General features: G+C 45.7%; 19 protein-coding genes. 13 read left to right on the forward strand and 6 right to left on the reverse strand.

Annotation, left to right across the window (positions count from 1 at the left end):
• Window positions 1-8: 8 nt before the first annotated feature.
• On the forward strand, window positions 9-1,685 hold the full coding sequence (locus tag Q1V85_RS03835; protein ID WP_300597616.1) for a DUF4998 domain-containing protein: 1,677 nt from the start codon (window positions 9-11) through the stop codon (window positions 1,683-1,685).
• 114 nt (window positions 1,686-1,799) lie between these two features.
• Here Q1V85_RS03835 and Q1V85_RS03840 read toward each other — a convergent pair whose 3' ends face one another.
• From Q1V85_RS03840 to Q1V85_RS03850, 3 genes are all read right to left on the reverse strand, one after another.
• A complete protein-coding gene (locus tag Q1V85_RS03840; RefSeq protein WP_300597618.1) occupies window positions 1,800-2,129 on the reverse strand; it encodes a DUF6686 family protein in 330 nt (109 codons plus the stop codon).
• 135 nt (window positions 2,130-2,264) lie between these two features.
• Window positions 2,265-3,293: a recombinase RecA gene (recA, locus tag Q1V85_RS03845; protein WP_300597620.1), complete on the reverse strand. Its 1,029-nt coding sequence runs from the start codon at window positions 3,291-3,293 to the stop codon at window positions 2,265-2,267.
• A gap of 283 nt (window positions 3,294-3,576) precedes the next feature.
• A complete protein-coding gene (locus tag Q1V85_RS03850; RefSeq protein ID WP_300597622.1) occupies window positions 3,577-4,257 on the reverse strand; it encodes a hypothetical protein in 681 nt (226 codons plus the stop codon).
• Between the two features lie 62 nt (window positions 4,258-4,319).
• Here Q1V85_RS03850 and Q1V85_RS03855 point away from each other — a divergent pair, with 62 nt between their 5' ends.
• From Q1V85_RS03855 to Q1V85_RS03875, 5 genes are all read left to right on the forward strand, one after another.
• Complete coding sequence (locus Q1V85_RS03855; protein ID WP_300597624.1) at window positions 4,320-5,006, forward strand: TIGR02117 family protein; 687 nt, start codon at window positions 4,320-4,322, stop codon at window positions 5,004-5,006.
• A 192-nt stretch (window positions 5,007-5,198) separates the two neighbouring features.
• Window positions 5,199-5,564, forward strand: coding sequence for a DUF3127 domain-containing protein (locus tag Q1V85_RS03860; protein ID WP_300597626.1), 366 nt, complete (start codon window positions 5,199-5,201; stop codon window positions 5,562-5,564).
• A 61-nt stretch (window positions 5,565-5,625) separates the two neighbouring features.
• Complete coding sequence (locus Q1V85_RS03865) at window positions 5,626-6,339, forward strand: hypothetical protein (RefSeq protein WP_300597628.1); 714 nt, start codon at window positions 5,626-5,628, stop codon at window positions 6,337-6,339.
• Window positions 6,340-6,406: 67 nt separating this feature from the next.
• Window positions 6,407-8,068, forward strand: a complete 1,662-nt coding sequence (locus tag Q1V85_RS03870; RefSeq protein WP_300597630.1) for an NAD(P)/FAD-dependent oxidoreductase — start codon at window positions 6,407-6,409, stop codon at window positions 8,066-8,068.
• Between the two features lie 530 nt (window positions 8,069-8,598).
• Window positions 8,599-11,754, forward strand: a complete 3,156-nt coding sequence (locus Q1V85_RS03875; protein ID WP_300597632.1) for a carboxypeptidase regulatory-like domain-containing protein — start codon at window positions 8,599-8,601, stop codon at window positions 11,752-11,754.
• Between the two features lie 441 nt (window positions 11,755-12,195).
• Here the strand turns inward: Q1V85_RS03875 and rpoN are convergent, their stop codons facing one another.
• The gene (rpoN, locus tag Q1V85_RS03880; protein ID WP_300597634.1) at window positions 12,196-13,680 is read right to left on the reverse strand and encodes an RNA polymerase factor sigma-54; all 1,485 of its coding nucleotides are present in this window, start codon (window positions 13,678-13,680) and stop codon (window positions 12,196-12,198) included.
• Window positions 13,681-14,015: 335 nt separating this feature from the next.
• On the opposite strand from rpoN, the gene Q1V85_RS03885 reads away from it, so the two are divergent.
• The 4 genes from Q1V85_RS03885 (at window position 14,016) to Q1V85_RS03900 (ending at window position 20,854) form a co-directional block, all read left to right on the forward strand.
• Window positions 14,016-14,576, forward strand: a complete 561-nt coding sequence (locus tag Q1V85_RS03885) for an RNA polymerase sigma-70 factor (protein WP_300597636.1) — start codon at window positions 14,016-14,018, stop codon at window positions 14,574-14,576.
• An 80-nt stretch (window positions 14,577-14,656) separates the two neighbouring features.
• Window positions 14,657-15,751 (forward strand): FecR domain-containing protein, encoded by a 1,095-nt coding sequence (locus tag Q1V85_RS03890; RefSeq protein WP_300597638.1) that lies wholly within the window; start codon window positions 14,657-14,659, stop codon window positions 15,749-15,751.
• Between the two features lie 170 nt (window positions 15,752-15,921).
• Complete coding sequence (locus Q1V85_RS03895) at window positions 15,922-19,296, forward strand: TonB-dependent receptor (protein WP_300597640.1); 3,375 nt, start codon at window positions 15,922-15,924, stop codon at window positions 19,294-19,296.
• Window positions 19,297-19,315: 19 nt separating this feature from the next.
• Window positions 19,316-20,854 (forward strand): RagB/SusD family nutrient uptake outer membrane protein, encoded by a 1,539-nt coding sequence (locus tag Q1V85_RS03900; RefSeq protein WP_300597642.1) that lies wholly within the window; start codon window positions 19,316-19,318, stop codon window positions 20,852-20,854.
• Between the two features lie 147 nt (window positions 20,855-21,001).
• On the opposite strand, the gene Q1V85_RS03905 is transcribed toward Q1V85_RS03900, so the two are convergent.
• The gene (locus Q1V85_RS03905; RefSeq protein ID WP_300597644.1) at window positions 21,002-21,259 is read right to left on the reverse strand and encodes a Txe/YoeB family addiction module toxin; all 258 of its coding nucleotides are present in this window, start codon (window positions 21,257-21,259) and stop codon (window positions 21,002-21,004) included.
• A complete protein-coding gene (locus Q1V85_RS03910) occupies window positions 21,252-21,521 on the reverse strand; it encodes a type II toxin-antitoxin system Phd/YefM family antitoxin (RefSeq protein WP_300597646.1) in 270 nt (89 codons plus the stop codon). Before Q1V85_RS03910 ends, Q1V85_RS03905 begins: the two co-directional genes overlap by 8 nt.
• A gap of 50 nt (window positions 21,522-21,571) precedes the next feature.
• Here Q1V85_RS03910 and Q1V85_RS03915 point away from each other — a divergent pair, with 50 nt between their 5' ends.
• From Q1V85_RS03915 to Q1V85_RS03925, 3 genes are all read left to right on the forward strand, one after another.
• Window positions 21,572-23,011: a glycoside hydrolase family 30 beta sandwich domain-containing protein gene (locus tag Q1V85_RS03915; RefSeq protein WP_300597648.1), complete on the forward strand. Its 1,440-nt coding sequence runs from the start codon at window positions 21,572-21,574 to the stop codon at window positions 23,009-23,011.
• Window positions 23,012-23,424: 413 nt separating this feature from the next.
• Window positions 23,425-23,985: an RNA polymerase sigma-70 factor gene (locus Q1V85_RS03920; protein ID WP_300597650.1), complete on the forward strand. Its 561-nt coding sequence runs from the start codon at window positions 23,425-23,427 to the stop codon at window positions 23,983-23,985.
• 96 nt (window positions 23,986-24,081) lie between these two features.
• Window positions 24,082-25,098, forward strand: a complete 1,017-nt coding sequence (locus Q1V85_RS03925) for a FecR family protein (protein ID WP_300597652.1) — start codon at window positions 24,082-24,084, stop codon at window positions 25,096-25,098.
• Window positions 25,099-25,272 lie beyond the last annotated feature (174 nt).

The raw sequence follows: 25,272 nt of genomic DNA on the forward strand, positions 1-25,272 counted from the left end.
AAGACTTTATGAGCAAACAAAAATATATACACCTGCTGATTTGTCTATCGGTAATAACCGCTACGATAACGGCCTGCAGCAGAATGTACGATAACATTGATAAATATGCGGGAGAAGTGGTTTATCCCGGGAAATTTGATACGATCGTTGCACGGATTGGCTATGAGCGGGTAGAACTTGATCTATCCAGGGCAGGAAGGATCCCGGCGTCCAGGATGAACCTGGGTAAAGCAAAAAAGACCATTATTGAATATGATGATGTAAAAATCATTAAGGATTCTGTTGTGTCCTGGGTAAATGTTACCAATCTGAAACAGTCAAAGCTGTATCGTATCCGGGTATATACGATCGATGAGTTTGAGAATAAATCCGTACCACAGGAAATAGGTGTGATCCCCTACACGACCAGTGATCTGGAACGGCTGCAGGTGGCCGCACCAAGGGTGCTGGCATCTCCATCCTCCGTTGCCCTAGACTGGCCATCCGGGCTGTCCTCTATTTTATCAAGCTATTATGGGCTGAGTTATAGCTATAAGGACCGGTTTGGTGAAGTGAAGACCGGCGACCGGAAGGATAAACCGAGGATCTTTATGACCAATCTTGTTCAGGGAGAGGCTGCACAAATAGACATCCGGTACAAGGTGGTTCCCAAGGTAAACAATGTACCCATTCTGGATACGGTTACGCTGGATCAAACGCTTCAGATAAATACACCAACGCCCAGCACAGTGTTTAAACCGGCAGAGCCCGATATCCTTAAAGCGAATGGTATTACGGATTTTACCGCAAACGGAACAGCAGCTGTTCAAAAACTTACCTTCCCGGTACATACCCTTACTTTACAGGATATTTTTTATTTTCCGAATGTTAAGGAGATTGATCTCACCGGAGGTACATTGTTTCAAATGAAAACAAATGCGTATAACAGGAATAGTGTTACCAAAACGATCGGCGGGGGAAACCAGGTTTATTTTGCAAGACGTGTTGGTGATATGCCCGAGGCAAATGTATTTTTCCTGCTGGATATGCTGGAATCTGGTCAGCTTACCAAGGTTACATATATGCCCGGCTCCTTGGGCATCGACGCCCTGCTGCAGCCTTATGTAGATAAAGGAATTGTGCAGCTGGTGTCTATGCCGGATGAAGAACTGATATCATTTGATCGCTTTTTTATCGATGGAGTGGTGCAGGACGCCGCCTTTAAGATGGATGCAGCAGCGGTATCCTCCGGGTACCCTGCAGGTACCGATCTGCAAAATGTGTTTAAAGGAACGATATTGGCCAAAAATGCCTCTATTGTAATGATGATTCCAAAGGAATATGAGTTTAATGTGGCTCAATACCGGTACATCCGGTTTAAAATATATGCGCCGCCAAAAGCGGCTATATCCGGAAACTATAAAGATTACCAGATCCTGTGGCCCCGGTTTATGAACTATTTATGGGCATTTAGCACCGAAAGTACGTTTGGGCAACAGGGATGGGACCTTGGGAAAACCGACTACAAGCTGCCGGATGCTGCACTTCAAACCTGGTACGATGTAAGGCTGGATCTTACCCAGGCAGTAGGCAGGCATAACCGGGTGTTGGTGCTTAATATCGGGGGAGAAACGTCTACAGCGTTTACGGCACCTGCCCAGCCCATTGTCTTTTATTTTGCTAATTTCCGTTTCAGCAAGAATTAAAGAATAAAGAACACTGCTTTTCATTGATTTCCTGCCGCAGCATTTTGTCTGCGGCAGTTTCTTTATATAATGCGGTTATGGGCAGGAGCCGGCGTATCTGTGTGGTTTTGAAGATCAGGCTGTTTTGAATAATTCGAGCAGGGATGCGGTTTTATAATTTACTTCCGCAGTTTCCAATAGCTGAAAAAGCATTTCCAGTTCTTTGTGATTCAGGATCATTCCATGGCCTTCTAAAGGCGTGGGGATGTAGATAGTTTTACGGTCGGGGTCTGTATCAAACGGACTGTATTCACGGTTTTCTTTCACCAGTGTGTGAAATACCTGCAGGTCCTGTGCCGTCATGGTTAGTAATGTTGTTTGAAAGGCCAGCTGAAAGTGCTGGCAGTCATTGCACATGATCAGGTATCCATCGGGTGCGTAATAGAGTGTTTTAAAGTTGCACATGGGCTTTTTTCTTCAAAAATATCTGCCCATTTTCTTCCGGTGTTTCGAAAACAGGAAAAGAAATTACGCAATCCGGAAAAAGAAAACGCCCCGGAGAACCGGGGCGACTTACTAACCTTGTTTATATTCAAAAAATTATCCTTGCATTTCTTTGATCTTTTCCCGGATCCTGGCTTCTACTTCAGCGGCCATTTCCGGGTTATCGAGCAGCAGTGCTTTTACCGCATCCCGTCCCTGACCCAGTTTATCATTATTATAGCTATACCAGGAACCGCTTTTCTGTAAAATGCCCAGTTCCACTCCCATATCAATAATTTCGCCGGTCTTGGAAATACCTTCTCCAAAGATGATATCAAATTCAGCGGCGCGGAATGGCGGTGCTACCTTATTCTTTACCACTTTTACCTTTACCCGGTTACCAATTGCAGCATCCCCGTCCTTGATTTGGGCAGAACGGCGGATATCCAATCGTACGGAAGCATAAAATTTTAATGCGTTACCACCGGTAGTTGTTTCAGGGTTGCCAAACATTACCCCGATCTTTTCCCGCAGCTGGTTGATAAAAATGCAAATGGTATTGGTTTTTGAAATGGTGGCCGTCAATTTCCGCAATGCCTGGCTCATCAAACGGGCATGTAATCCCATCTTGCTATCGCCCATTTCACCTTCCAGTTCACTTTTGGGTACCAGGGCCGCTACAGAGTCAATCACCACTACATCCAATGCACCGGAAAGGATCAAACGGTCGGCAATTTCCAGCGCCTGCTCCCCATAATCGGGTTGCGAAATCAAAAGATTGTCTACGTTCACCCCCAGTTTTTTAGCATAACTGCTGTCAAAAGCATGCTCGGCATCGATGATTGCGCACATGCCACCTTTTTTCTGCGCTTCCGCAATAACATGGGTGGCGATGGTTGTTTTACCGGAAGATTCCGGGCCATAAATTTCAATGATACGTCCCCGGGGCAACCCGCCAATTCCAAGGGCTGTATCCAGTCCGATGGAGCCGGTAGAAACGACTTCCTGGGTTACTTCGGCTTTTTCATTCATTAGCATTACGCTGCCCTTTCCATAGTCCTTATCAATCTTGTCCATTGTAAGGCGCAGCGCTTTCAGCTTTTCGCTGTTCATGTCTATTTCTGTTGTTTTATCTGTTTTTGCCATAACCAAAATTACAATTTAGCCCAGTCCGCGTGAATGAATTTATCAACAATACAAAGCTAATATATTTAGCAATATAACGCTAATATTTTTGGAAGTTTTTTTATACTGCCGCAGAGGCACAGAAGAACAGAAATACCGGACTGCCTGTATATCAGGAATCCTGTCATCCGGTTTTCTGATGTAAAAGCAGTGGATCGTCTCCGGAATCCCGGAGAATGGGCCTGTATCCGGAAAAATGCAGGCGATTTGCCTGCGCAGGCTACAGTGTTTCTGTGAACGGCAACTACACCACTATTTGGGCAATCAGTAAGCCCAGGGTGCCGGCTATCAGTCCAAAATACACTTCTCTGGCCGTATGATCCGATAAAAGCAGCCGGGCCGTGGAAACCAACCCGGTAATCAGCAGGGCAATCATAATATACATCCCCATTCCCTGGCCATATTCAAAGCCAAGCAGGCATAAAAAGGAAACAGCGGTACCAAGGGCAATACCATGCATGCTTACTTTCATGTATATATTCAGCAACAGGCCAATGGAGGAGGCCATAAAAACGCCCATCGCAAAAACGACCATTTCCCGCGGCATCCCTTCCAGGCCACGCCACACATACCAGATCCAGAAATACCAGATATTACAGATAATAAAAGGAATGATCCGGTCCTTCCGTTCTTTAAGTTTTATGGACGGAATAAATTTAAGCCCCCGCAGCAGCAAAACGGAAACCAGGGGAAAGAAGGTATAGTTTACAACGCCCTGCAGCAGCACCATCAAACGGCCGTCTACCGTTGTGCCGTAGAATAAAAACGGCTCTATATATAATAAAAAATAAATAACATAGATGGGCACAAATACCGGGTGAAAGATATACGAAAGGAGGGTGGCAATGATCTTCTGAAATTGGGGTTGCCGGTCTATTTTTTCACGCAGCTCATTGTCGCTGTCTAATACCATTCTGGAGTCCATTTTGCAAAGTAAAGAAATCCGGGTGCGAAAACCGTTTCTTTTCTGCATCTTTATCATTCCATATGAAAATCATTAAAAAAATATTCAAAGGAGTGCGCTGGGTTGTGGGCCTGTTGCTGGTATTTATTGGCGGGTACCTGCTTGCAGAGCGAACGCTTTCCCGCAGTGCCGTTGCAGAAAAGCAGGATGGATTACCCCGGATCATCACCGCATTTGTGCTGTCTAATGGTGTTCATACAGATCTTGTGCTTCCGGTTGCTGCGGCGGGTAAAAACTGGAGCCAGACTTTTTCCTACCAAAATACCATCAGCCGGGATACCGCTTATCAATGGGTGGCCATTGGCTGGGGTGATAAAGGATTTTACCTGAATACACCGGATTGGCAGGATCTTACGGCCGCAACCGCTTTCAAAGCCGTTACCGGACTGGGCGAAACCGCGTTGCATGTTACCTATTATAAATATATGACCGAAAATGCCCGATGCCGGAAACTATCACTTTCAGAATGGCAATACCACAAGCTGGCAGCATATGTGGAGGCGTCGCTGGACAGGGATCGCTCAGACCGGCCGGTTGCCATTGTTACCGATGCCCGGTATAACCGGGATGACGCTTTTTACGAAGCAAAAGGGGCCTATAGCCTGTTTCACACCTGTAACAGCTGGACGAATAGCGGACTGAAAGCTGCCGGGGCAAAAGCCTGCCGGTGGGCTGCATTTGACAAAGGCATCCTCTACCAGTACCGCTAGCAGCTGGTTCCGGAACCGGTTTTTGATAGCGGGGAGCTGCGAGCGGCCTGTTGCCGGTAATTTTCGCAGGAACAGGGTTGCAGAACGGGAGCTGTTTTTGCAGGTTAAATCACATTATTTCCAATGGCTTTGAGGGAAGCCTGTTATATTTGTAGCATAAATTTTGATTACTATTTTAAATAAAGCAGTTTAATGATGCAGTTGACAGGTACATTGGTTCAGATATTGCCTTTACAAAAAGGAACGGGAAAGAATGGAGAATGGAAAAAACAGGATATTGTTGTGGAAACACAGGCGCAATATCCCAAAAAAGTGTGCATCTCTATTTGGGGAGATAAGATCAATGAAAGCCTGCTGCAGGTAGGAAAAGTGCTGACCATTTCTTTTGATGTGGAAAGCCGGGAGTATAACGGCCGCTGGTATACCGACGTAAAAGCCTGGAAACTGGAACCGGCGGGCGGAGCTGGCAGCAACGGCGGTGGCAATCAATTTACCGATAACAATCCTTCTGATAGCTATTCCGATCTGAATGAAGGAGCAGATGATCTTCCTTTTTAAACAGGAATCAAACGTATTCTTGCACGGAAAGCGGATCTGAAGATTCAAAAAAGGACAGCATATGATGAAAAAACAATGGGTGTGGTCAGCAGGTTTTAGCTTGATGCTGGGGTGTATCATAGCCGGTTGTAACGGCTGTAAGAATAAAAGTACAAAACCGGGATCTGCAGATGATGATTCAAGCGGGGTAGATATTTCGGAAAGACATGACACCCTGCAGCTGGTGGGAAGAGATACCATTACTGAATTCCGGGTAACGGAGGCCAATAAAGACAGCGTATTGTCCGCTACTACAAAGGAGATCCTGACCCTGTTTAAGAATAAAGAGTATGCAAAGCTGGACTCTTTTATTCACCCGGAGGAAGGTGTCCGTTTCTCGCCTTATGCTACCGTGGAACCGGGCTCGGACAAAAAATTTTCCCGGAAGGAGTTCCTGGAGCTCATCACCCAGGATAAAAATAAAAAGATCAATTGGGGAACGTATGATGGCAGCGGAAATGCCATCATGCTTTCTCCAGCCGAATATTTTGGGAAATTCGTTTATGATGGCAATTTCCTAAGCCCCAAACAAGCGGGGGTAAATACCATATATGGAAAAGGAAATTCCCTTAACAACCTGAAAACGGTGTATCCCGGCGGGGAGTTTACGGAAAACTATGTGGATGGCACCAGGAAGAACGGAGGTATGGACTGGAAATCGGTACGGCTGGTATATAAGCTGGAGCATGGCCGGTATTACCTGGTAGCCATCGTGCATGATCAATGGACGATTTAGCGCTTATTGGCAAACCGCATTAGTAGAGAAAGCACCCCTTTACTGATCAAAACAGTTTAATCTGCTAATGGATAATGTGCATTCTTTACAGTTTGATGTTATCATTATAGGTTCCGGGGTCGGAGGCCTTACTGCAGCGGCGATTCTTAGTAAGTCCGGATTAAAGGTGGCGGTCCTGGAAAAAGAGCCGCGGACGGGCGGCTACCTGGCAGGTTTTCAGCGCAAGGGATTTCGTTTTGATACAGCCATCCACTGGCTGAACCAATGTTCCGCTACCGGCAGTGTTTCCAAAATATTTGATTTTATCGGAAAGGATCATCCCTCGTTTAAATGCCTGGAAAAGATCCAGCGGTACAAAAGTGAGTCCATCGATTTTTTACTGACCAACAATCCCGATGAATTAAAAGCATTGCTGATTAAAACCTACCCGGAGGATCAGCAGGGGATTACGCGCTTTTTTCAAAAAGCAAAAAAAATAGGCGCCTCCTTCAATAATTTTAAGTCGGTAATGCTGTCTGCCGAAACCATGAATGCATGGGCGCGGATCAAAAATATATGGAACAGACTCCGGTTTGCCCTCCCGTTTATTCCATTTATAACATACAGCGGAACAAGAATGAAAAAAGGATTGAAAAAGTTCTTTTCCAACGAAAAAATTCATGATATCTTTTCCGCGGAGACGGATTTGTTATCCTGCCTTGTTCCCATTGGCTGGGCTTACTATAATGACTATCAAACACCTCCGGCCGGAGGCGGACAGGTGGTTCCGCATTGGCTGGCGCATGTGGTAAAGCAATATGGAAATAAACTGTTTTTAAATACGACCGTTAAAAAAATAGTTACGGAAAACGGCGCTGTAAAAGGCGTGGAGGCATTGTCGAAGGGAAAAGCATTGGTGTTACATGCAGATTATGTGATTGCCGCCTGTGATCTGGAAACCGTTTACTGCAAATTGCTGCCGGAAGGGGCGGTTAGTAAAAAAATGATCAGCCGGTTAAATGCTGCTGAAATTTATGCGTCGTCCTTTACTCTAAGCATTGCATTGAATTGCAGCGCTGCCTCCCTGGGTTTTGGAGAGGAGATGATCCATTTATTTAAGGATGGCCTTAATAAGGATCTTCATAACAGCGGAGATCCCGATTTTTCTGCGCTCAGCATCCTCGCTCCCTCACACAAAGACGATTCGTTAGCGCCGGAAGGAAAGGGTTCCCTGGTGGTATTTATGCCCGCTTATATGCACCAGTACAACCACTGGAATACCTGTAAGGATATGGAGCGGGGAGAAGCATATACAGCGCTTAAAACCCAGATAGCGGAAAAGCTGATCAAACGGCTGGCCCTGGTTTATCCCGGCATTGAAGCCCATATCCTTTTTTATGAAGCGGCAACGCCGGTTACCCACTGGCGCTATACCGGCAATAAAAACGGAACCATGATGGGAACGCGCCCCAATAAAAAGAACATGCAATCAAAAGTGGCCCGTTATAAAACGCCGGTAAAAAATTTGCTGATCGGCGGTCATTGGGCAGAGCTGGGAGGCGGTGTTCCCATTGCCGTAAAAGCCGGTACCAATGCCGCATTGATCGTGCTTAAAGAACGCATGCCTGCAACCTGCCGGAAATTGATGGCTTATCTCAATGCAAAAATTACGCTGGATGAAGCGCGCCTGGCCCCGGAATTTAAACCTTATGCAGAAAACTGGTCCCTGCGGTTAAAGCGGGCGCCCTAATGCATGTTTTAACGTCTAAGGTTTAAAGTTTCACGTTGGATCCGTTTCATGCTTGATGATTCACTGAAAACTGAAAACTGATAACTGATAACTGAAGGCTAAACGCTGATTGCTGATAACTGAAGACTGAAAACTCAAAGCCCGGCCACCAATACTGATCACTATCCCTAACCGGACTCATGCTTGCTGAGCCATTTCCTTAAAGCCGCAGATGCGCAGATTTGTTGTTGGCTTAATTACAACAATGTCGCAGAAAAGCGCCGCAGACACAACCATCGAATCAGCGGCAACCATAAAAATCGCTTAAGGAAACGGCATTGATTCACTATTGCCCATTGTCCATTCTCAAATTTACACATCTTCAAATTCTCAAATTAAAATTGGCGCCATTCTTGCGCATAAAGACGGGTGCTACTGACCTGTGTAAATGATTGCATTTGCCTCTAAGCCCTGGCGTTTATTTACAGATCCTTAATGTTAAAGAAAACTGCCGGTAATACAGGTGCCCTTCTTTTGCAAAAACTTTCAATATGTATAAACCAATCCGGGCAGTTGGACTGCTACTAACCATGGTATGGCTTCATGCTACAACACTGATCGCCCAAACCACCCAGGCCTCTATCTCGGGCCTTGTAACCGATTCGGATAACAAGCCGGTAGCGGGCGCAACCGTTCTTGTTTACAACCAATCGACGGGATTTAAACAAACCACACTCAGCAACAGCAAGGGCAATTATATTTTTAACGAAATGCCGCTGGGTGGTCCTTACTATGTACAGATCACCTCCACTGGTTTTACCGATCAGAAAAAGGAAAATCTCTTTCTGAACCAGGGCGACGCCCTGCGGGTCAACATGCAAATGGAAACGAATGTGCAAAACCTGGAAAATGTTACCGTTTCCTCCGGTCTTAAAGCAAAGGTGGAAAACATCGGTGCTGCCACTGCAATCGGTTCCAGGCTGATGACGCAACTGCCGGTAAACGGAAGAAACTTTGCAAATCTTACCGAGCTTTCCCCGCTTGCAGGCCGTAACGGAAGTATCTCCGGACAGCTGAATACCTCTACCAACTATACCATTGATGGGATGAATGCCAAGAACCCTACATCGGCCGGACCTACCACCAGCCGCAGCGGGGCACCTTACTCCATATCCATTGAAGCCGTACGAGAGTTTAAAGTGGTCACCAACCAGTATGATGTAACCTACGGACGCAGTGGTGGTGGAACGGTGAGTGCGGTTACAAAGTCTGGTACCAATGATTTTCACGGGTCCGTTTTCGGGTTTGGACGGGCTAATGAACTTTCATCGCGGTATGATATTGTAGGCAACAAACGGAATAACAACTATTCCACCTACCAGTATGGTTTTTCACTGGGTGGTCCCATTATAAAAAATAAGCTGCACTTTTTTGTAGCCTGGGATCACCAGCTCGATCAGCGTTCCCTGGTCATTGCCGATATCCAGACACCGCAGGATGAACTGCGGCTGAAGATAAAAAAGGATACGCTGGACAAGCTGATCGATTTTGCCCGGAAAAATTTCGGATTGTCGGATCATGCACAATATGGCTCCTTTCCTAAAACGCGCAATTCAGACGCGGCCTTTGCCCGTATCGACTGGCAGATCAATGATAAAAACCTGCTGACCATCCGCAATAATTTTACCAGCGATCAGAATAAGCTGGGGCTGATCGATAATACAGCCATCAACCTGTATGAATCTGCCGGGAATGATTATAACCGGGATAACAGCCTGCTGGCAACTTTAAGGACCTCGGTAAATTCCCGCATGACCAATGAGCTCAAGCTGCAGCACCTGCATACCTACCAAAGCAGTGAGCCGGGCGATGAATTGCCCCGTGCAAATATTCCCCGGGCCATTATCCGTAATATTCCCTCCGTCATCGACGGGAAGGAGTATAAAACCAATGTACAATTTGGCGGACACCGTTTTGCACAGGAAGGATTTAAAAATAATGTGATCCAGCTGGTAGATAATTTTTACTGGAACACCGATAAGATCAAATACGTTTTCGGTTTTGACCTCATGGGCACCTTTGCAAAGTCGATCTACGGCAGCGAGGTAAACGGGAGATTTGAGTATAACAGCCTCACCGATTTTTTCAATGGCAAGCCCAGCCTCTTCTACCGCGAGGCGCCCATCAATCCGAACCAGGAGGTGAAATCTTCCATCTGGAATATTGGAGCCTATGGGCAGCTGCAGACAAGGCTGGCAAAGGGACTTGATTTTACGGGTGGCCTCCGGATCGATTATGCCAAATATCCTTCCGCTCCGTTTAATAAGCTGGTATTTGATGAACTGAAATTGCGCACCGATAGTAAGGTAAACTCGCTGATCGTACAACCCCGTTTGCAGTTCAGCTGGGATATTAACGAGGCGCATACGGATTACATCCGGCTTGGCGCAGGCATCTTCGCATCGGATATCAACAACTATATGGTGATTAATAACCTCGTTTTTGATGGTACGCACCTCGCAACCGTGGATGTAAGAGGGGCCGATATCCCGGTTCCTGATTTTAACGGATATCGCAGGGATCCTTCCACAGCACCCATGTTGCCGCAGTTCCAGGTGCCCACCATCAATATGAACGGTAAAGATGTAAAAGTGCCCACGGTTTATAAGGCCAACCTTTCTTATTCACGCTATATTACCAACCGCCTCCGGGCCGGCATCACCGGGTTTATGACATTCGGCCGGAACAATTATTTCTACCTCGATCGCAACATGGCAAAGACCCCTTATTTCACTATACCCAATGAAGATAACCGGGGCGTATTTGTACCATTGCCATCCATGCCGGCCAGTGGTAATGCCGACTGGAAGCAGGGCCGCATCAGCAATAAACTGGGACGGGTGCTGGAGTTAAACAGTATTGGCAAGGTTAATCAATTTGCCGTAGTAGTGGATGCTACCTGGCAATACTTCCGGGATGGAGAAATTTCTGCAAGCTATACCTGGAACGATAATAAAGACAATGCCACCTATAACGGAAACGTGGCCAACACTGCTACACTGGTGTTGCCGGTTAAAGATGATCCCCGGGACCTGAGTCATATGTCGTACTCCGACAACCAGTTCCGGCATAAAGTAGTGGTTTACGGTACTTCGCCTACGCTGGCCGGCTTTACCATCGGTGTGCGGTATACCGGTATGGGCGGTACCCGTTATACACTCCGTTCCGGTGTAAACAGCAATGGCGATTTTGTAAACGGCGATAATGACCTGGCTTATATCTTCGATATTAATAATCCGGCGGTTGCCGAAAACATCCGCAAAGGGCTGCAAGCAGTGCTGGATAACCCCAAGGCCAGTCAGAGCATTAAAGATTACATCCGTAAATACAATGGTCAAATTGCAGCGCGCAATGGGGGCATCAACGGGTTTTTTGGTATACTGGATCTGCACGTAGGAAAGAAATTCAAAATTGCCGGCACTCATGCCCTGGAGTTATCGGGTGATTTGTTTAACGTAGTGAACTTCTTCGACCGGTACAGGGGATCCAGTAAAACGCTGGGTAGCCAGGCCATCTACTCCCCGCAATCAGGAACGGCATTTGATGCGGCTACGCGTCAGTTTTTATACAACGTAAATACGGCAGGTGTGGTTACCCCTTCGGGAGATCCGTACCAGTTCCAGATCGGGTTGCGGTATAGTTTCTAAGAACCGATGCGAAATAGTAAGGATGCGGAAATGTGGTGAAGTATATTTCCTTTTGTCACCCGAATTCAGCGTTCAGAGCAAGGTTGCTCACCGGTTACTCAGGTTTGCACAGGAGGGCCCAATGCCTGTGTTTAAATTGGTTCTGTGATAGCCAGCGTAATCTGTGAGAGCAGCCTTTTGTGTAATGGGAGATTCCTGTCTGGGAAGTGCTTATAGCCGGGGCATATATCAGGCCAATAAATATATTTTGAAGCTGATGGTGCGCCATCTGTAATCAGCCAAATTGTAATCAAAAAAAATATTACAGTTTGGCTGATTACAGATTTGTAATAAATATTTTGTGATATTTTTTTGTATTACGAAAGCATATATTACAAATCATAACCATCCAGCCAGCATGTTTTAGATTGTTGGGTCCTGTGTTCAAAAATATGCGGAGCGTTATACCAGCTCTTTTCTTAGCCTTGCTACCGGAATATTGAGTTGTTCGCGGTATTTGGCTACTGTTCGGCGTGCAATATTATATCCTTTTTCCTGCAGCAGTTCGGTGAGCTTTTCGTCGCTGTAGGGATGTTTTTTGCTTTCATTTTCGATCAGGTCCGTGAGGATCTTTTTTACCTCGCGGGTTGATACTTCTTCGCCGCTATCGGTACTCAGCGATTCGCTGAAGAAAAACTTTAAGCGGTAAGTGCCAAACTCGGTTTGTACAAACTTGCTGTTGGCTACACGGCTAACGGTAGAAATATCCAGGTTGGTCTTTTCCGCAATATCTTTCAGGATCATCGGGCGCATGGTGGTTTCATCACCCGTAAGGAAAAATTCTTCCTGGTGCTCCATAATGGCAGACATGGTATCCAGCAACGTATGCTGGCGTTGGCGGATGGCATCAATAAACCATTTGGCGGCATCAATTTTTTGCTTGATGAAAAGTACGGCTTCCTTCTGTTGTTTGTCCTTTTTAGAACCTCGGTCGTACTCCTTCATCATATCGCGGTAACCTTCGCTGATGCGCAGTTCCGGCGCATTGCGGCTATTGAGGGTCAGTTCCAGCTTCCCGTTATTGTTCATAATGAAAAAGTCGGGAACCACATAGCTTTCTGCTTTGTTTACAGCGCCGATATTGCCACCGGGTTTGGGGTTCAGCTTTACAATCTGCTGCATTACCTCCTTTAATTCATCCTCCGTAAGGCCCAGTCCGCGCTGTATCTTTTCGTAATGCTTTTTGGTGAACTCGTCGAAATATTTCTCAATGGCCAGGATCGCTTTGTCTACATCCTTTCCTTCCAGTTTCTGGCGCCTGAGTTGCAGCAACAGGCATTCCGTCAGATCCCGGGCCGCAACACCGGCGGGGTCAAACTGCTGGATCTTTTGAATAATGCTTTCTACCTCCGCAGCGGTGGTTTCAATATTCTGACGGAAGGCCAGGTCATCTACCAGGGCCGGGGTATCACGGCGCAGATAACCGTCTTCGTCAATGCTTCCGATGATATGCTGCGCGATCTGGTGCTCTTTGTCTGAAAGCGAGAGCAATCCCAGCTGGTTTTCCAGGGTATCATAAAAGCTGGTCTCCGTTTTTATGGGCAATTGCCGGTTTTCATCGTCCCCGTAATGATCTTCACGGGTTTTATAATCGGCAATATCATCATCGCCCTCATGCACATAATCACTTACGTCGATGGTGTCATATTCATCCTGTGTGCGTTCCGGTTCCTCCAGGGAGTCGGAACCGTCTGTAAATTCATCCTTCAGCTCCCCGTCATCGCTGTGCTTGCCCTCATCCAGCTCCAATGCCGGATTTTCCTCCATTTCCTCCTTGATGCGCTCTTCCAGGTTGGCTGTAGGCACCTGCAGCAATTTCATTAACTGGATTTGCTGTGGGGATAGCTTCTGTAAAAGCTTCTGTTGTAATGATTGTCCTAAAGCCATGATAAAAAAAATGTTGGTGCGTCTCAAAAATCGAGCCGTAAATTACAAATATATCCATTTGATCGGCAAAAAAACGGACCGATCACGCTATTTCACCCAAAATTAACGAATAAATACCTGATTTATAATGTTGTGTACTGAATAATCTTTACAGAACATAAGAAAAAGGGGGCGATCTGCGAATGATTCTTACACAAACGGTTTACTTATTAGAAATTGTTTAAATAACAGGTCAGGCAGTGCTTCTAACGATTGTTAGGAAAAGGCTACCTTTACAGTTCTAATTTTTAAAAACAATTAACAGTCCCAACCATATTGAAAACGAATGGCCGCTGTTGCGGGAGCGGATTGCTGAGGGAGACGAAGGGGCATTTACCCGTTTGTACGGCTTGTTCCATAAACGGCTTTATCATTTTTCACTGTCGCTGGTCCGGCTTCCCGATACGGCCAATGAAGTGGTGGAAGATGTATTTACCCGGATGTGGTTGAACCGTGCCCGGTTAAAAGAGATCCATAATCCTTCCGTGTACTTATATGTGGCGGTAAAAAATCAGTCGTTGAACCGGCTGGCTGTAAAAGCCCGGGAATGGATCGTTTCCGGGTTGGATGAAACCACTACGTCGGTGGCGGCCATTGACGGCGATCCGTTCACACAGGTGGTAACCGCTGAAATGCTCCGCCGGGTAAACCATGCAGTGGAGCAACTGCCGCCCCGTTGTAAAATGATCTTTAAACTGGTACGGGAGGATGGGTTGCGTTATAAAGAAGTAGCCGAAATTTTAAATATATCCGTAAACACCATCGATGTGCAGATGGCAACCGCCGTGCGGCGCATCAGTGAGGCGCTGGGTGTTGCTCAATACCTGCGTCAGAAACCAGCCCTGAAAAAAAAGTAAAAATTTTTGTGCCCGGTATAGTAGATCGTTCCCCGGTTGCTGTCCTTTATTAGTATGGGCAACCTGGTTGCTTATTATACATGAGAAATGATGATTTCATATGGAATCTGATGGCGCGCGCCATTTATGGAGAGGCGTCGGCGTCTGAAAAACAGGAGCTGCAGGAATATCTTGCAAAAAATCCGGAATTGCAGCAGCAGTATGAGTTGCTGCATCAGTTGCTGAGGCGATCAGAAAGCAGTGGTCACCTGGTAAATGATGATCATTCGGAGCAGGTGCGGATACTCCTGGAGCAAACGGAATCCCCCATTTCATCGCTGCATCCCCGTGCAAAGAACGTCCGGCGCCGGCTATACTACTATGGTGCAGCCGCTGCAGCAGTAGTGGCACTGGCGTACTGGGGCATCATGCGGGTGCATGCGCCCGCACGCGGTCCGGAACTGCCGCCGCACTACCAGCTGGCCCTGGCTACCGCTAAAGGAGCCCGGAAGCAGTTGCAGTTACCGGATGGAAGCAACGTGTGGCTGAATGGGGGATCCCGCCTGTTTTTTGTAACGGATTTTAAAGGCGGCAGCCGGGAAGTAAAACTGGAGGGAGAAGCCTTTTTTGACGTGGTGCATGCACAAACGGCAACAGGCGCCAAAAGTCCCTTTATTGTTCATGCGGGTAATATCGATATAAGCGTGCTGGGAACGGCTTTTAATATAAAGGCCTATGCCAATGAAAATGTGACCACCGCTGTGCTTTACCGCGGCCTCATCAGCGTAACCAAGCACGATGGGAAAACAAATTTTCAGCCGGTTTTGCTGTATCCAAATCAAAAGCTGATGATTCCTAATGCTGTTGCTGCTACGCACCAGGTTACCGGCGAACCTCAGGAGGCGCTGAAAATTGAAGCCATCGACAGTACAAAAGCCGTGGAGGCACGTACGGAAACCGCCTGGATGTACAACCGGCTCGAGTTCAGGGGAGATGATTTTGTAACCCTTGCCCATAAATTGGAGCAATGGTATAATGTGTCCATTCACTTTACCGATGATGCCGTAAAAAAATTGAATTTCAACGGATCGTTCGAAAAAGAAACGATCGTCCAGGCGCTCGAAGCGTTAAAGCTTGCAAATGCGTTTAGTTATCAAATAGAGAACAAAGACATCTATATAAGCACATCCCGGTAAATTTTTGCTGTGCAAAAGGAATCGGGATCAAATAACGATCGGTTAACTTTACATGAAGCAAACTGGATAACGAATGCTTCATGTGATATTATTAAAAAGACAATATTTATCACATGAGACGCTTAAAACAGGGGTTATTCCCCCTCTTCACAAAAAAAGTTTTTCTCGCTATGAAATTGACGGTGCTATTTCTGCTGTTCTTTACGCTGAACATTCATGCCAATGGGTTTGGACAGCAACGCATCAGTTTAAAAGTAAAGAAAACAGCACTTGCAGAAGTATTGCGGACCATTGAGGAACAGACGGCATACCGATTCCTGTACAATAATGATCTGCCGGCGCTGAAATCAAAAGTGACCCTCAATGCAAAAGAGGCCACCATTGAGGAAATCCTTCCTGTACTGCTTTTTTATACAGATATGACGTTCCGGCAAATGGAGAACAACCTGATTGTTATCCGTGAAGACCCGTCGGCAAAAAAAGCGCTGACTATTACCGGCAAGGTTACAGACAGTTCCGGGGCTCCGCTTTCCGGCGTTTCGGTACAGGTGAAGGGTACCACCATTGGAACAATTACCAATGCTGATGGTGCTTTTACGCTTTCCGTTCCGGACGCCAACAGCACATTGGTTTTTTCGATGGTAGGCTACGATGCGCAGGAATACCCATTAAACGGAGCCGCACAGGTAACAATTTCCCTGAAGGCCTCCCAGCAGATCATGGACCAGGTGGTGGTGATTGGATATGGTACGGCCACTAAGCGGGATTTAACAGCTCCTATAACGAGCGTCAATACAGAAGAGCTGGCAAAAAGAACGACCAGTAATGTAATGGGAGCATTGCAGGGGGCAGCTCCGGGAGTACAGATAGTAACCAGCGGTGCTCCCGGTGCTTCTCCAACCGTTCGGATCCGCGGTGTTGGATCGTCAATGAATGAAAATCCGCTTTATGTCGTTGACGGGATGCTTTTAACAAATATAGATTTTCTAAACCCCAATGATATAGCGGATATGAGCGTATTAAAAGATGCCTCAGCCGCTGCTATTTACGGGGTACGGGCTGCAAATGGTGTAGTAATTATTACTACAAAAAAAGGGAAGTTGAACATGAAAACCCGGGTTACCTATAATGGCTATGTGGGCCTTCAGGTACCGACGAATGTGCTTAAAATGGCAGATGCAAGGCAGTATGCAGCGATGCAGTATAGCGTGGGAAACCCGGGCGATTCGGCGCTGGTGAATCAGGCGCTTACCAAATATGGAGGAACGGCTGCCAATCCAACAACCAATACGGATTGGTATGACCAGATTTTAAGAAAACAGGCGATCATGCACAGCAGCAGTATTGATCTGGCAGGAGGAAGCGAAAAGGTAACGTATTCCCTGGGGCTCAGTTACCTGAATCAGGATGGTATACTTAATGCCAAAAACAGCTACAACCGTTATAATATACGCACCCAAATGGAGGTAAAAGCATTTCCCTGGCTGAAGGTTGGGTTTACAGCGTATTATAATAATTCTACGAATTATACGCCCAATAATGCTGCATTTACAAATGCATACTATGCATCGCCGCTATACCCAGTATACGACTCGAGTAATAAGGCTGCTAACCCCACCAAATTTGCTTCACCCACTCAAATCGGATACAATAACGGCGTGTATGTAAATCCCGTTGCTGCGGCCCACTATTATTATAACCGCATCAAAGGATTTCAGATATTACCTACGCTTTATGCTGAAGCGAATATCATTGGCAACAAATTGATTTTTCGTACACAGCTGAGCCAGCGGTATGAATCAGATCAGACGATTAACTACTATCCCCAATATTATGTAGACAATTTTCAAAAGAGGGATCTGTCGCAATTGACCTCCGTACAGGACCGGTACACCGATCTTGTACTGGATAATTTGCTCACCTATAAAGACGGAAAAAACGGGCATCACTGGACGGTACTTTTAGGACAGTCAGCAAGAGACGAGCGATGGAGGCAAACCTGGGTAATGGCGAATGGTGTTCCAAATGTGGAGGAATACTGGTATGCCACACAAGGTACGCGGTATCAGACCGGCTATAATGAAGACGGAACCAGAAATACCGGTTTGTCTTATTTTGCCAGGGCCAGCTACGACTACCAGAATAAATATCTTTTAACAGCAACATTCCGTGCAGACGGAAGCTCAAAATATCAGACAAAATGGGGGTATTTTCCTTCAGTAGGTTTGGGTTGGGTATTAACGCAGGAAAATTTTCTGAAAAACCAAAACGCATTTTCACTTTTAAAACTGCGCGGCAGTTGGGGTAAACTGGGAAATGATGGGGTACGGCCCAACCCAGGATACCCTGTGGCATCCGTTGGCAATGACTTCTCTGGAATTTTTGGTAGTTACGGATCCGGGAATGGTACATTTATTCCGGGTTACAATGTCAATCCTTTTTTTACCCAAACCCGCTGGGAAGTGGTTGAGGAATGGGATGCCGGTTTAGACTTCACTGCTTTAAACAATAAGCTAGACGGATCTGTAGACTGGTATCGCCGGGTAACCCACGATATGGCGTTTGACCGGCCGGTTGCCAATTTTAACTCTGTTTCGGAATATGGTAACTGGGCGAGCGTATTAAATACTGGATGGGAACTGGCATTGAACTGGAAAGATAAAGTGGGCGATTTCAATTACAATATCGGTGGCAACATATCTACTTTAAAAAACCGGGTATTGGAAATTACCGGCATTGCCGGGGGAATTCGTACCGGAAGGCAGGAGTTTCCTACCCGTATCCAGGTTGGCCAGCCGATCAATTATTTTTATGGATACGAAATGACTGGTGTTTATCAATCGCAGGCAGAAATTAATGCAGACCCGGTTGCTTCGGCCTATAACAAACAAAACCCCGCCAGTCCTATAAAACCGGGATTTTTAAAGTTTAAGGATCAGAATGGGGACGGATTAATAGATCCTGTTAATGACCGGGTTAACCTGGGGAATTATCTGCCAAAAATCACCTATGGTTTAAATATCGGGCTGGGCTATAAAAAGTTTGATCTGAGCATTGCGGCGCAAGGTGTAGGCGGCAATAAGATTTTAAATTTTAATCGTGCGCAACGCTCCCTGTACCCGGTGATGAATGGAGATGCTGCATATGTAACCAGCCTGTGGACAACCTCAAACCCCACCAATAGTTTTCCATCGGCAGAGGCAAGCCGGGGCAGCTGGAGTAATGCCGCAAACTCCTTTTTTGTAGAGAACGGTGCTTATTTCAGGATCCAGAACATTCAGCTGGGGTACAATTTTGAAGTAGGCAAATCGGAGAACCCTGTACGTATGCGTGTATATGCTACTGCAGACAGGCCTTTAATCTTTACAAGGTATAGTGGATTTACTCCGGAAATAACCGCTCCCAAGCCTTCAGCACTAAGAAATACATCTACCGTTGCTCCGGGCCTGCCCGCATCAGGAGACAATCTTGCCAATACAGGGTATGACAACAATGTATACCCGGTTGCTGCTGTGTACAGCCTTGGGGTAAGAGTTAATTTTTAACCAATTAAAGTTTTGAAGCATGAAAGCGATTAATAAATATATAATTGGAATTATTGGTGCGTTATTGATATTAACCGGTTGTTCCAAGTTCCTGGACCGGCCTACAGAAAACCAGCAGGATGCACAACTGTTGGATTATACCCAACTGGGAAATATGTACCAGCCGGTATCCGGTCTTTACCGGTTAGCTGGTGGCAATAATCCCGGCCTGATACACTGGGTCGATTTAGGAATAAGGGCCGTGCGTGGAGATGATTTTACAAAGGGAAGTACCCCGCAGGATCAGGCAGGCCTTTCAGATATTAAAAATTTTAGCCTGGGTGCCGTGCAAAGTTTTTTTGGCCTGGAAAATAGCTGGAATGACTATTTCGGGCTGATCATGAAATGCAACCAGGCGTTGACAGAATTGGACAAATTTGGGGCAAATATCCCCTCCGGGGATGCCACCAATCAAAAGCTTTACAATCAATACAAAGGAGAAGTTCGGTTTATAAGAGCGTTTACATTACTGGTTGCTTCCCGGGTATTTGGCAATGTGCCCATTATTACGGATAATAGTACGGTTGGGTCAGTACCCCGCAGCTCTATTGCAGATGCGCGCAATTTTATAATGTCTGAAATGGATTACTGTATTGCGAACCTGGAGGATGCTGTTCCCAATAAGTCTATACATGTAGGAGCCGTTACAAAATATTCTGCATTACTTTTAAAGGCAAAAGCTGCAGCGGATTTGGCGGGTAATGATAACGGAAACGCCAATTGGGATATTGTAATATCCACTACCGATCAAATTATCAATAGTGGTAAATGCACCCTGTTCCCCGATTTTTATAACCTGTTTAAAATACCGGGTAAACTGTGCGATGAATCTCTTTTTGAGCTGCAATACTCTGATTTTGGAACGGGAAGCGGAACATCTGTCAGTCCCGATCAGTTCTTTGCATTCCAGGGACCCGGGGGAGACCAGAAAGGAAGTCCTATTTCCGGATGGGGATTTATACCGCCTACAAATATCATTGCAGATTTTTTAAAAAGCAGAAACGATTCTGTGCGGATAAAAACAACCCTGCTTAATTGCGGAAACCCAGCATTGGTCAATACTTCAGGTTTTTTAAATTCGTCTTCCACTACACCCAGCGGGGATGTTGTTTATGGTAACACCAATAACCAGATTTATTTTAACGGGAAAGCGTACCTGCCTGTTAATCAAATGACCTCGGGAAGAACAAGTTATGGATCTAACAACAATGTTCGTGTATTGCGCTATGCAGATGCCTTGCTGTTAAATGCAGAAGCCAAAGTGCGAAAAGGGCAAAACGGAGACGCCACTTTTAATTTGGTAAGAGTTAGGGCAAAATTAAGCCCGATTACAGGAGTAACGCTTACTCAGGTGTTAGATGAGCGTCGTGCAGAATTTGCCTGCGAATGGTGGGGAGAGCGATACAACGACCTGATGCGAACCGGCCAGGCCGCAACCGCATTGCCCGGCTTTACACAAAATAATGCATACCTGCCGGTTCCGCAATCTCAGATTGATCTGAACCCTAATTTAAAATAAATAAAATACAGACCGGAGTCGTGCATTACTGCTCCAGGTCTGTATTTTAGCCTTTCCTGAATTTATAGTGGCGGGCATAACATTTTTCTATTGCCCCAACGGTTTATCGATATCATTCAGGGAACAGACGGCATGTGCTTTTAAAAATTACTTCCTGTAATGAAAGCGGCAGGAATGTATGAGAAGCTGCCCCTCATTGATTTTATAAACAAGACGATGTTCTTCTGTGATACGGCGACTCCAGTAACCCTTAAAGTCTCCCTTTAACGGTTCTGGTTTACCGATACCTGTAAAAGGATGCCGGTTGATTGCTTCAATCAGTTCTAATATCCGGATAGCAACTTTCCTGTCTTCAGCAATCCAATGGTGTAGGTGTTCCATAGCGGTTAGCGAAAAACTAATCATTGATCATGTTTTTAAGATCTTTTAAGGTGTGTGTTGTTGTGTTACCGTTTTCAATTTCCTTTTTGGCTTTATACATCATCGCCTTATTGGCATCAGTGCTGGTGAGGTATTCCGTTTCATCATAGCTGTTAAAATCATCCAAAGAGATCACCACCACGGTTTTACCACTGCCGGTTACGATTAGTGTATCATTATTATCATATACATTGTCAATGTAGGATTTAAGATTTTTTCTGAATTCAGAAATATTGGCTACTAACATGGTACAAAAATTTGTACAAAATTATGTACTTTTTTTTATTAAAATTGTGGATGAAAAAGAAAATCGTCTGCTATTGTTGTATCCTGCTGGCACTTACAGGCTTCGGTGCACAATGTAATAAAAATGGAAACCCGGGCGCAAAGCGGACGCATGCTTCGGTTGGGCATGCAGCAATCTGGTTAACAAAAGCAGATCAAACCGTTTTGCTCAAAAAGCAGACGGGGAAAGAGATCCGCTTCGGAACAGAACAAAATGCCTGGCCTTACCTGGATGTAGATGAACGTACCGCATATCAAACCGTCGACGGGTTTGGATATACCCTCACCGGGGGCAGTGCACAGCTCATTCATCAAATGGATGCGGCTTCCAAAAAGAACCTGCTTAAAGAGCTGTTTGCAAAAGATACCCGCTCCATAGCGGTTAGTTATCTTCGCATCAGTATGGGCGCTTCCGACCTGGATGCATCAGTTTTTAGTTATAACGATCTGCCGGAGGGACAAACCGATGTGACGCAATCAAAATTCAGTTTAACTCCCGACAAAAACGCGCTGATACCCGTACTGAAAGCGATCCTTGCCCTTAACCCATCCATAAAGATCATCGCAACACCCTGGAGCGCACCGGTATGGATGAAGGATAATCACCAAAGCAAGGGCGGGAAACTGAAGCCGGAATATTATGAAGCCTACGCCACTTATTTTGTAAAATACATCCAGGCGATGAAGGCCGAAGGAATTTCAATTGATGCCATTACGCCGCAGAACGAACCGCTACATCCCGGTAATAATCCCAGCATGCATATGACTGCAGAGGAGCAGCGGGACTTTATAAAAAATAGCCTGGGGCCGGCATTCAGGGCAGCAGGATTAAGCACAAAGATTGTGATATACGATCATAATCTCGACCGGCCAGATTATCCGGCCATCATTTATAAAGATGCGGAAGCTGCTAAATATGTAGATGGTGCGGCCTTTCATCTTTATGCAGGACCTGTGGAGGCGATGGGCCGATTGCACCGGGAGTTCCCCCAAAAAAATCTTTATTTCACGGAACAATGGACCGGGTCAAAAGGCAATTTTGATGGCGATCTGCAATGGCATATAAAAAATGTAATCATCGGCACGATGCGTAACTGGAGCAAAACAGCATTGGAATGGAACCTGGCCAATGATCCCTCGTACGGGCCGCATACACCGGGAGGCTGTACGCAATGCAAGGGGGCGCTCACCATCAACGGTTCATCCGTTTCCCGGAATGTTGCATACTATATCATTGCACATGCCTCCAAATTTGTACCTCCGGGTTCCGTAAGAATTGAAAGCAGTGCGGAAGGTGGGGTGCCCAATATAGCGTTCTTAAGGCCAGACGGGAAAAAGGCATTGATCGCGTTAAACGAAGCCGGTGCACCGTATACTGTTAATATCCGCTATAAAAATACATGGGCACCTGTAACAATTCCCGGGAAATCGGTTATTACGATGGTTTGGTAAGGAGAAAGCGCTGATGATAATATCTGCTATCTTAGCATCCCTCTATATCCTTTTCGGTTTAGATGGAACCGTAATGAATGCAGGGATTCGCAAGGTGCAAAAATAGTCAGACGAATGCTATAGCTCATTGCGTTCTCCTTTCCGGTAAAAGACTGCGGTGAACAGATGTTGCAGGGTTTAGAAGAATAGCGGTTATAGAACGCTTATTTCATTACCTCCCTTGCGGTAAAAAAATGAACTGCAATGAATGCAGCCGGCTCCCAATGTGTTGACGCAACACAAAGAAACGTATTGAACTCCGCTTTATTTATTATTTTGCAGGCTATAGAAATGGATCCGAACCGGCATTGCCCGGTTTATGAAAACCAGGATGAATTGCTTTAACAGGGATGCAGAATAATCGTTTACCATATTTGATAGCTGCAATTGCCGAAAATAATGATGAGCAGGCATTTGATGAGCTTTTCAGGATGTTTTATCCTGCATTGCTATCTTATGCGCAATCCTGCCTGAAAAACAAACCGGTTGCGGAGGAGATCTGTGTGGATGTAATGTTGAAACTGTGGTCCAACAGGAAAATGCTTGGTACCATCAATAATATTTCCAATTACCTGTATGTTGCAGTAAAGCACGCTGTGATAAGCTATATGCGCACGAGCGGGTATCAGCGCGAAAAAGGGAATATTTCCCTGCAGGAAGCGGGAGAGCATCTGCCTTTTGAGTTAAGTAACCAGGAAACAAGAGTGATCAGCCGGGAAACACTCGATCAGATCAACAAGGCCATTAATGAATTGCCTGACCGGTGCCGGCTTATTTTTAAGCTGATAAAAGAAGACGGGCTTAAATATGCAGAAGTGGCCACCCTGCTTGAAATATCCACTAAAACAGTTGAAAATCAGCTGGCTATTGCTATTAAAAAGCTTACGGAATCCTTAAAAGCCGCTTTCCGGGAACGCCGGAAAAAATCTTCCTGATTTTTTTTTAAACCTTTGGGGGTTTTATGCAGTGAATTGCGTCCCTATATAAAAGGATCATTTTCTGTGCAACCGGACCGTCTGGAATATCTCTTAATGCAAAAAGAAGCTGGAGCCATAACGCTTGCAGAGCAGAAAGAATTAACGGAACTTTTAAGAGCAGATGCGGAAGGCCAGTTCATTGCTGATGGTTTGCACGAAGCATTCAGCAGCAGGATCAGCTATGATCTGGACAAGAAAGAAGTGGAATCGGCGCTTGCACAGTTCCATGAGCGATTGGCAAAAGAGCCGGCGCTTGCTCCGCTGGCCGGCGGCAGCCGTAAACAATACCGGTTATGGGCCGCGGCGGCCATAGTGCTGCTTGCGCTTGGAAGTACATTTTTTTTCATGTACAGGAAAACGACTTCCCCAGCGGAATCCTGGTCGGAAAATATTGTTACCACAAAGAAGGGTTCCAAAACAAACCTGGTGCTTCCGGACGGAACAAAGGTTTGGGTGAATTCGGATTCGAGATTAAGTTATCACAAAGATTATGGCAATATGAACCGGGATGTGTTTCTGAGTGGCGAGGCCTTCTTTGAAGTAAAGGAAGATAAAGCGCATCCCTTTATTGTACATACCCAAACCCTGGATGTAAAAGTGTTGGGAACCGTTTTCAATGTAAGAGCATATGACAACGAGCAACATACGGAAGCGGTCCTGATCAGAGGTTCTGTTGAGGTACAGGTAAAAAACGGCAAAACGGGGAAAATAACCCTGAGTCCGCACGAAAAAATTGTTGTGCAAAACGAGGACAAACAGGTGAAGAATAAGCCGGTAAAACCATTACCGGAAGTACAGCTTTTTGATGTGCATGTAAGCAGGACCGATTCCATGGCGGCGGAAACCGAATGGACAAAAAACCGGATTGTTTTCGACCAGGAAAAGCTAGAGCATATCGTTCCCGTTCTGGAGCGATGGTATGATGTGAAGATTGCTATAAGAAAAAAAACAGATGGCCAGCTTTACAATGGAACCTTTGAAAATGATAAACTGGAAGATGTGCTGGAAGCGTTGCAGCTTATTGGCAATTTCCGGTACCGGATCGATAAAAACAATGTAGTCATCTATTAACGAACAATTCTAAAATAACAGCATATATGAAAAGAAAGAAAATGACGTAGCGCTATAAAACAAGAACGGAAAATGCTCGCAACATTTTCCGTTACTAAGAAACAGATACGCTGCTGACAAAGCAGCAAACGCATCACTAATAATTATTGCAATATATGAATAAAAAGGATTGCC

The sequence above is a fragment of the Niabella sp. genome, assembly GCF_030150205.1.
Taxonomy (GTDB): Bacteria; Bacteroidota; Bacteroidia; order Chitinophagales; family Chitinophagaceae; genus Niabella.

Bases quoted from the DNA above. Each gene is read 5' to 3' on its own strand.
- Q1V85_RS03835 (WP_300597616.1), top strand. From the start codon at position 9: ATGAGCAAACAAAAATATATACACCTGCTGATTTGTCTATCGGTAATA.
- Q1V85_RS03840 (WP_300597618.1), bottom strand. From the start codon at position 2,129: ATGTGCAACTTTAAAACACTCTATTACGCACCCGATGGATACCTGATC.
- recA (WP_300597620.1), bottom strand. From the start codon at position 3,293: ATGGCAAAAACAGATAAAACAACAGAAATAGACATGAACAGCGAAAAG.
- Q1V85_RS03850 (WP_300597622.1), bottom strand. From the start codon at position 4,257: ATGGACTCCAGAATGGTATTAGACAGCGACAATGAGCTGCGTGAAAAA.
- Q1V85_RS03855 (WP_300597624.1), top strand. From the start codon at position 4,320: ATGAAAATCATTAAAAAAATATTCAAAGGAGTGCGCTGGGTTGTGGGC.
- Q1V85_RS03860 (WP_300597626.1), top strand. From the start codon at position 5,199: ATGATGCAGTTGACAGGTACATTGGTTCAGATATTGCCTTTACAAAAA.
- Q1V85_RS03865 (WP_300597628.1), top strand. From the start codon at position 5,626: ATGATGAAAAAACAATGGGTGTGGTCAGCAGGTTTTAGCTTGATGCTG.
- Q1V85_RS03870 (WP_300597630.1), top strand. From the start codon at position 6,407: ATGGATAATGTGCATTCTTTACAGTTTGATGTTATCATTATAGGTTCC.
- Q1V85_RS03875 (WP_300597632.1), top strand. From the start codon at position 8,599: ATGTATAAACCAATCCGGGCAGTTGGACTGCTACTAACCATGGTATGG.
- rpoN (WP_300597634.1), bottom strand. From the start codon at position 13,680: ATGGCTTTAGGACAATCATTACAACAGAAGCTTTTACAGAAGCTATCC.
- Q1V85_RS03890 (WP_300597638.1), top strand. From the start codon at position 14,657: ATGAGAAATGATGATTTCATATGGAATCTGATGGCGCGCGCCATTTAT.
- Q1V85_RS03895 (WP_300597640.1), top strand. From the start codon at position 15,922: ATGAAATTGACGGTGCTATTTCTGCTGTTCTTTACGCTGAACATTCAT.
- Q1V85_RS03900 (WP_300597642.1), top strand. From the start codon at position 19,316: ATGAAAGCGATTAATAAATATATAATTGGAATTATTGGTGCGTTATTG.
- Q1V85_RS03905 (WP_300597644.1), bottom strand. From the start codon at position 21,259: ATGATTAGTTTTTCGCTAACCGCTATGGAACACCTACACCATTGGATT.
- Q1V85_RS03910 (WP_300597646.1), bottom strand. From the start codon at position 21,521: ATGTTAGTAGCCAATATTTCTGAATTCAGAAAAAATCTTAAATCCTAC.
- Q1V85_RS03915 (WP_300597648.1), top strand. From the start codon at position 21,572: ATGAAAAAGAAAATCGTCTGCTATTGTTGTATCCTGCTGGCACTTACA.
- Q1V85_RS03925 (WP_300597652.1), top strand. From the start codon at position 24,082: ATGCAAAAAGAAGCTGGAGCCATAACGCTTGCAGAGCAGAAAGAATTA.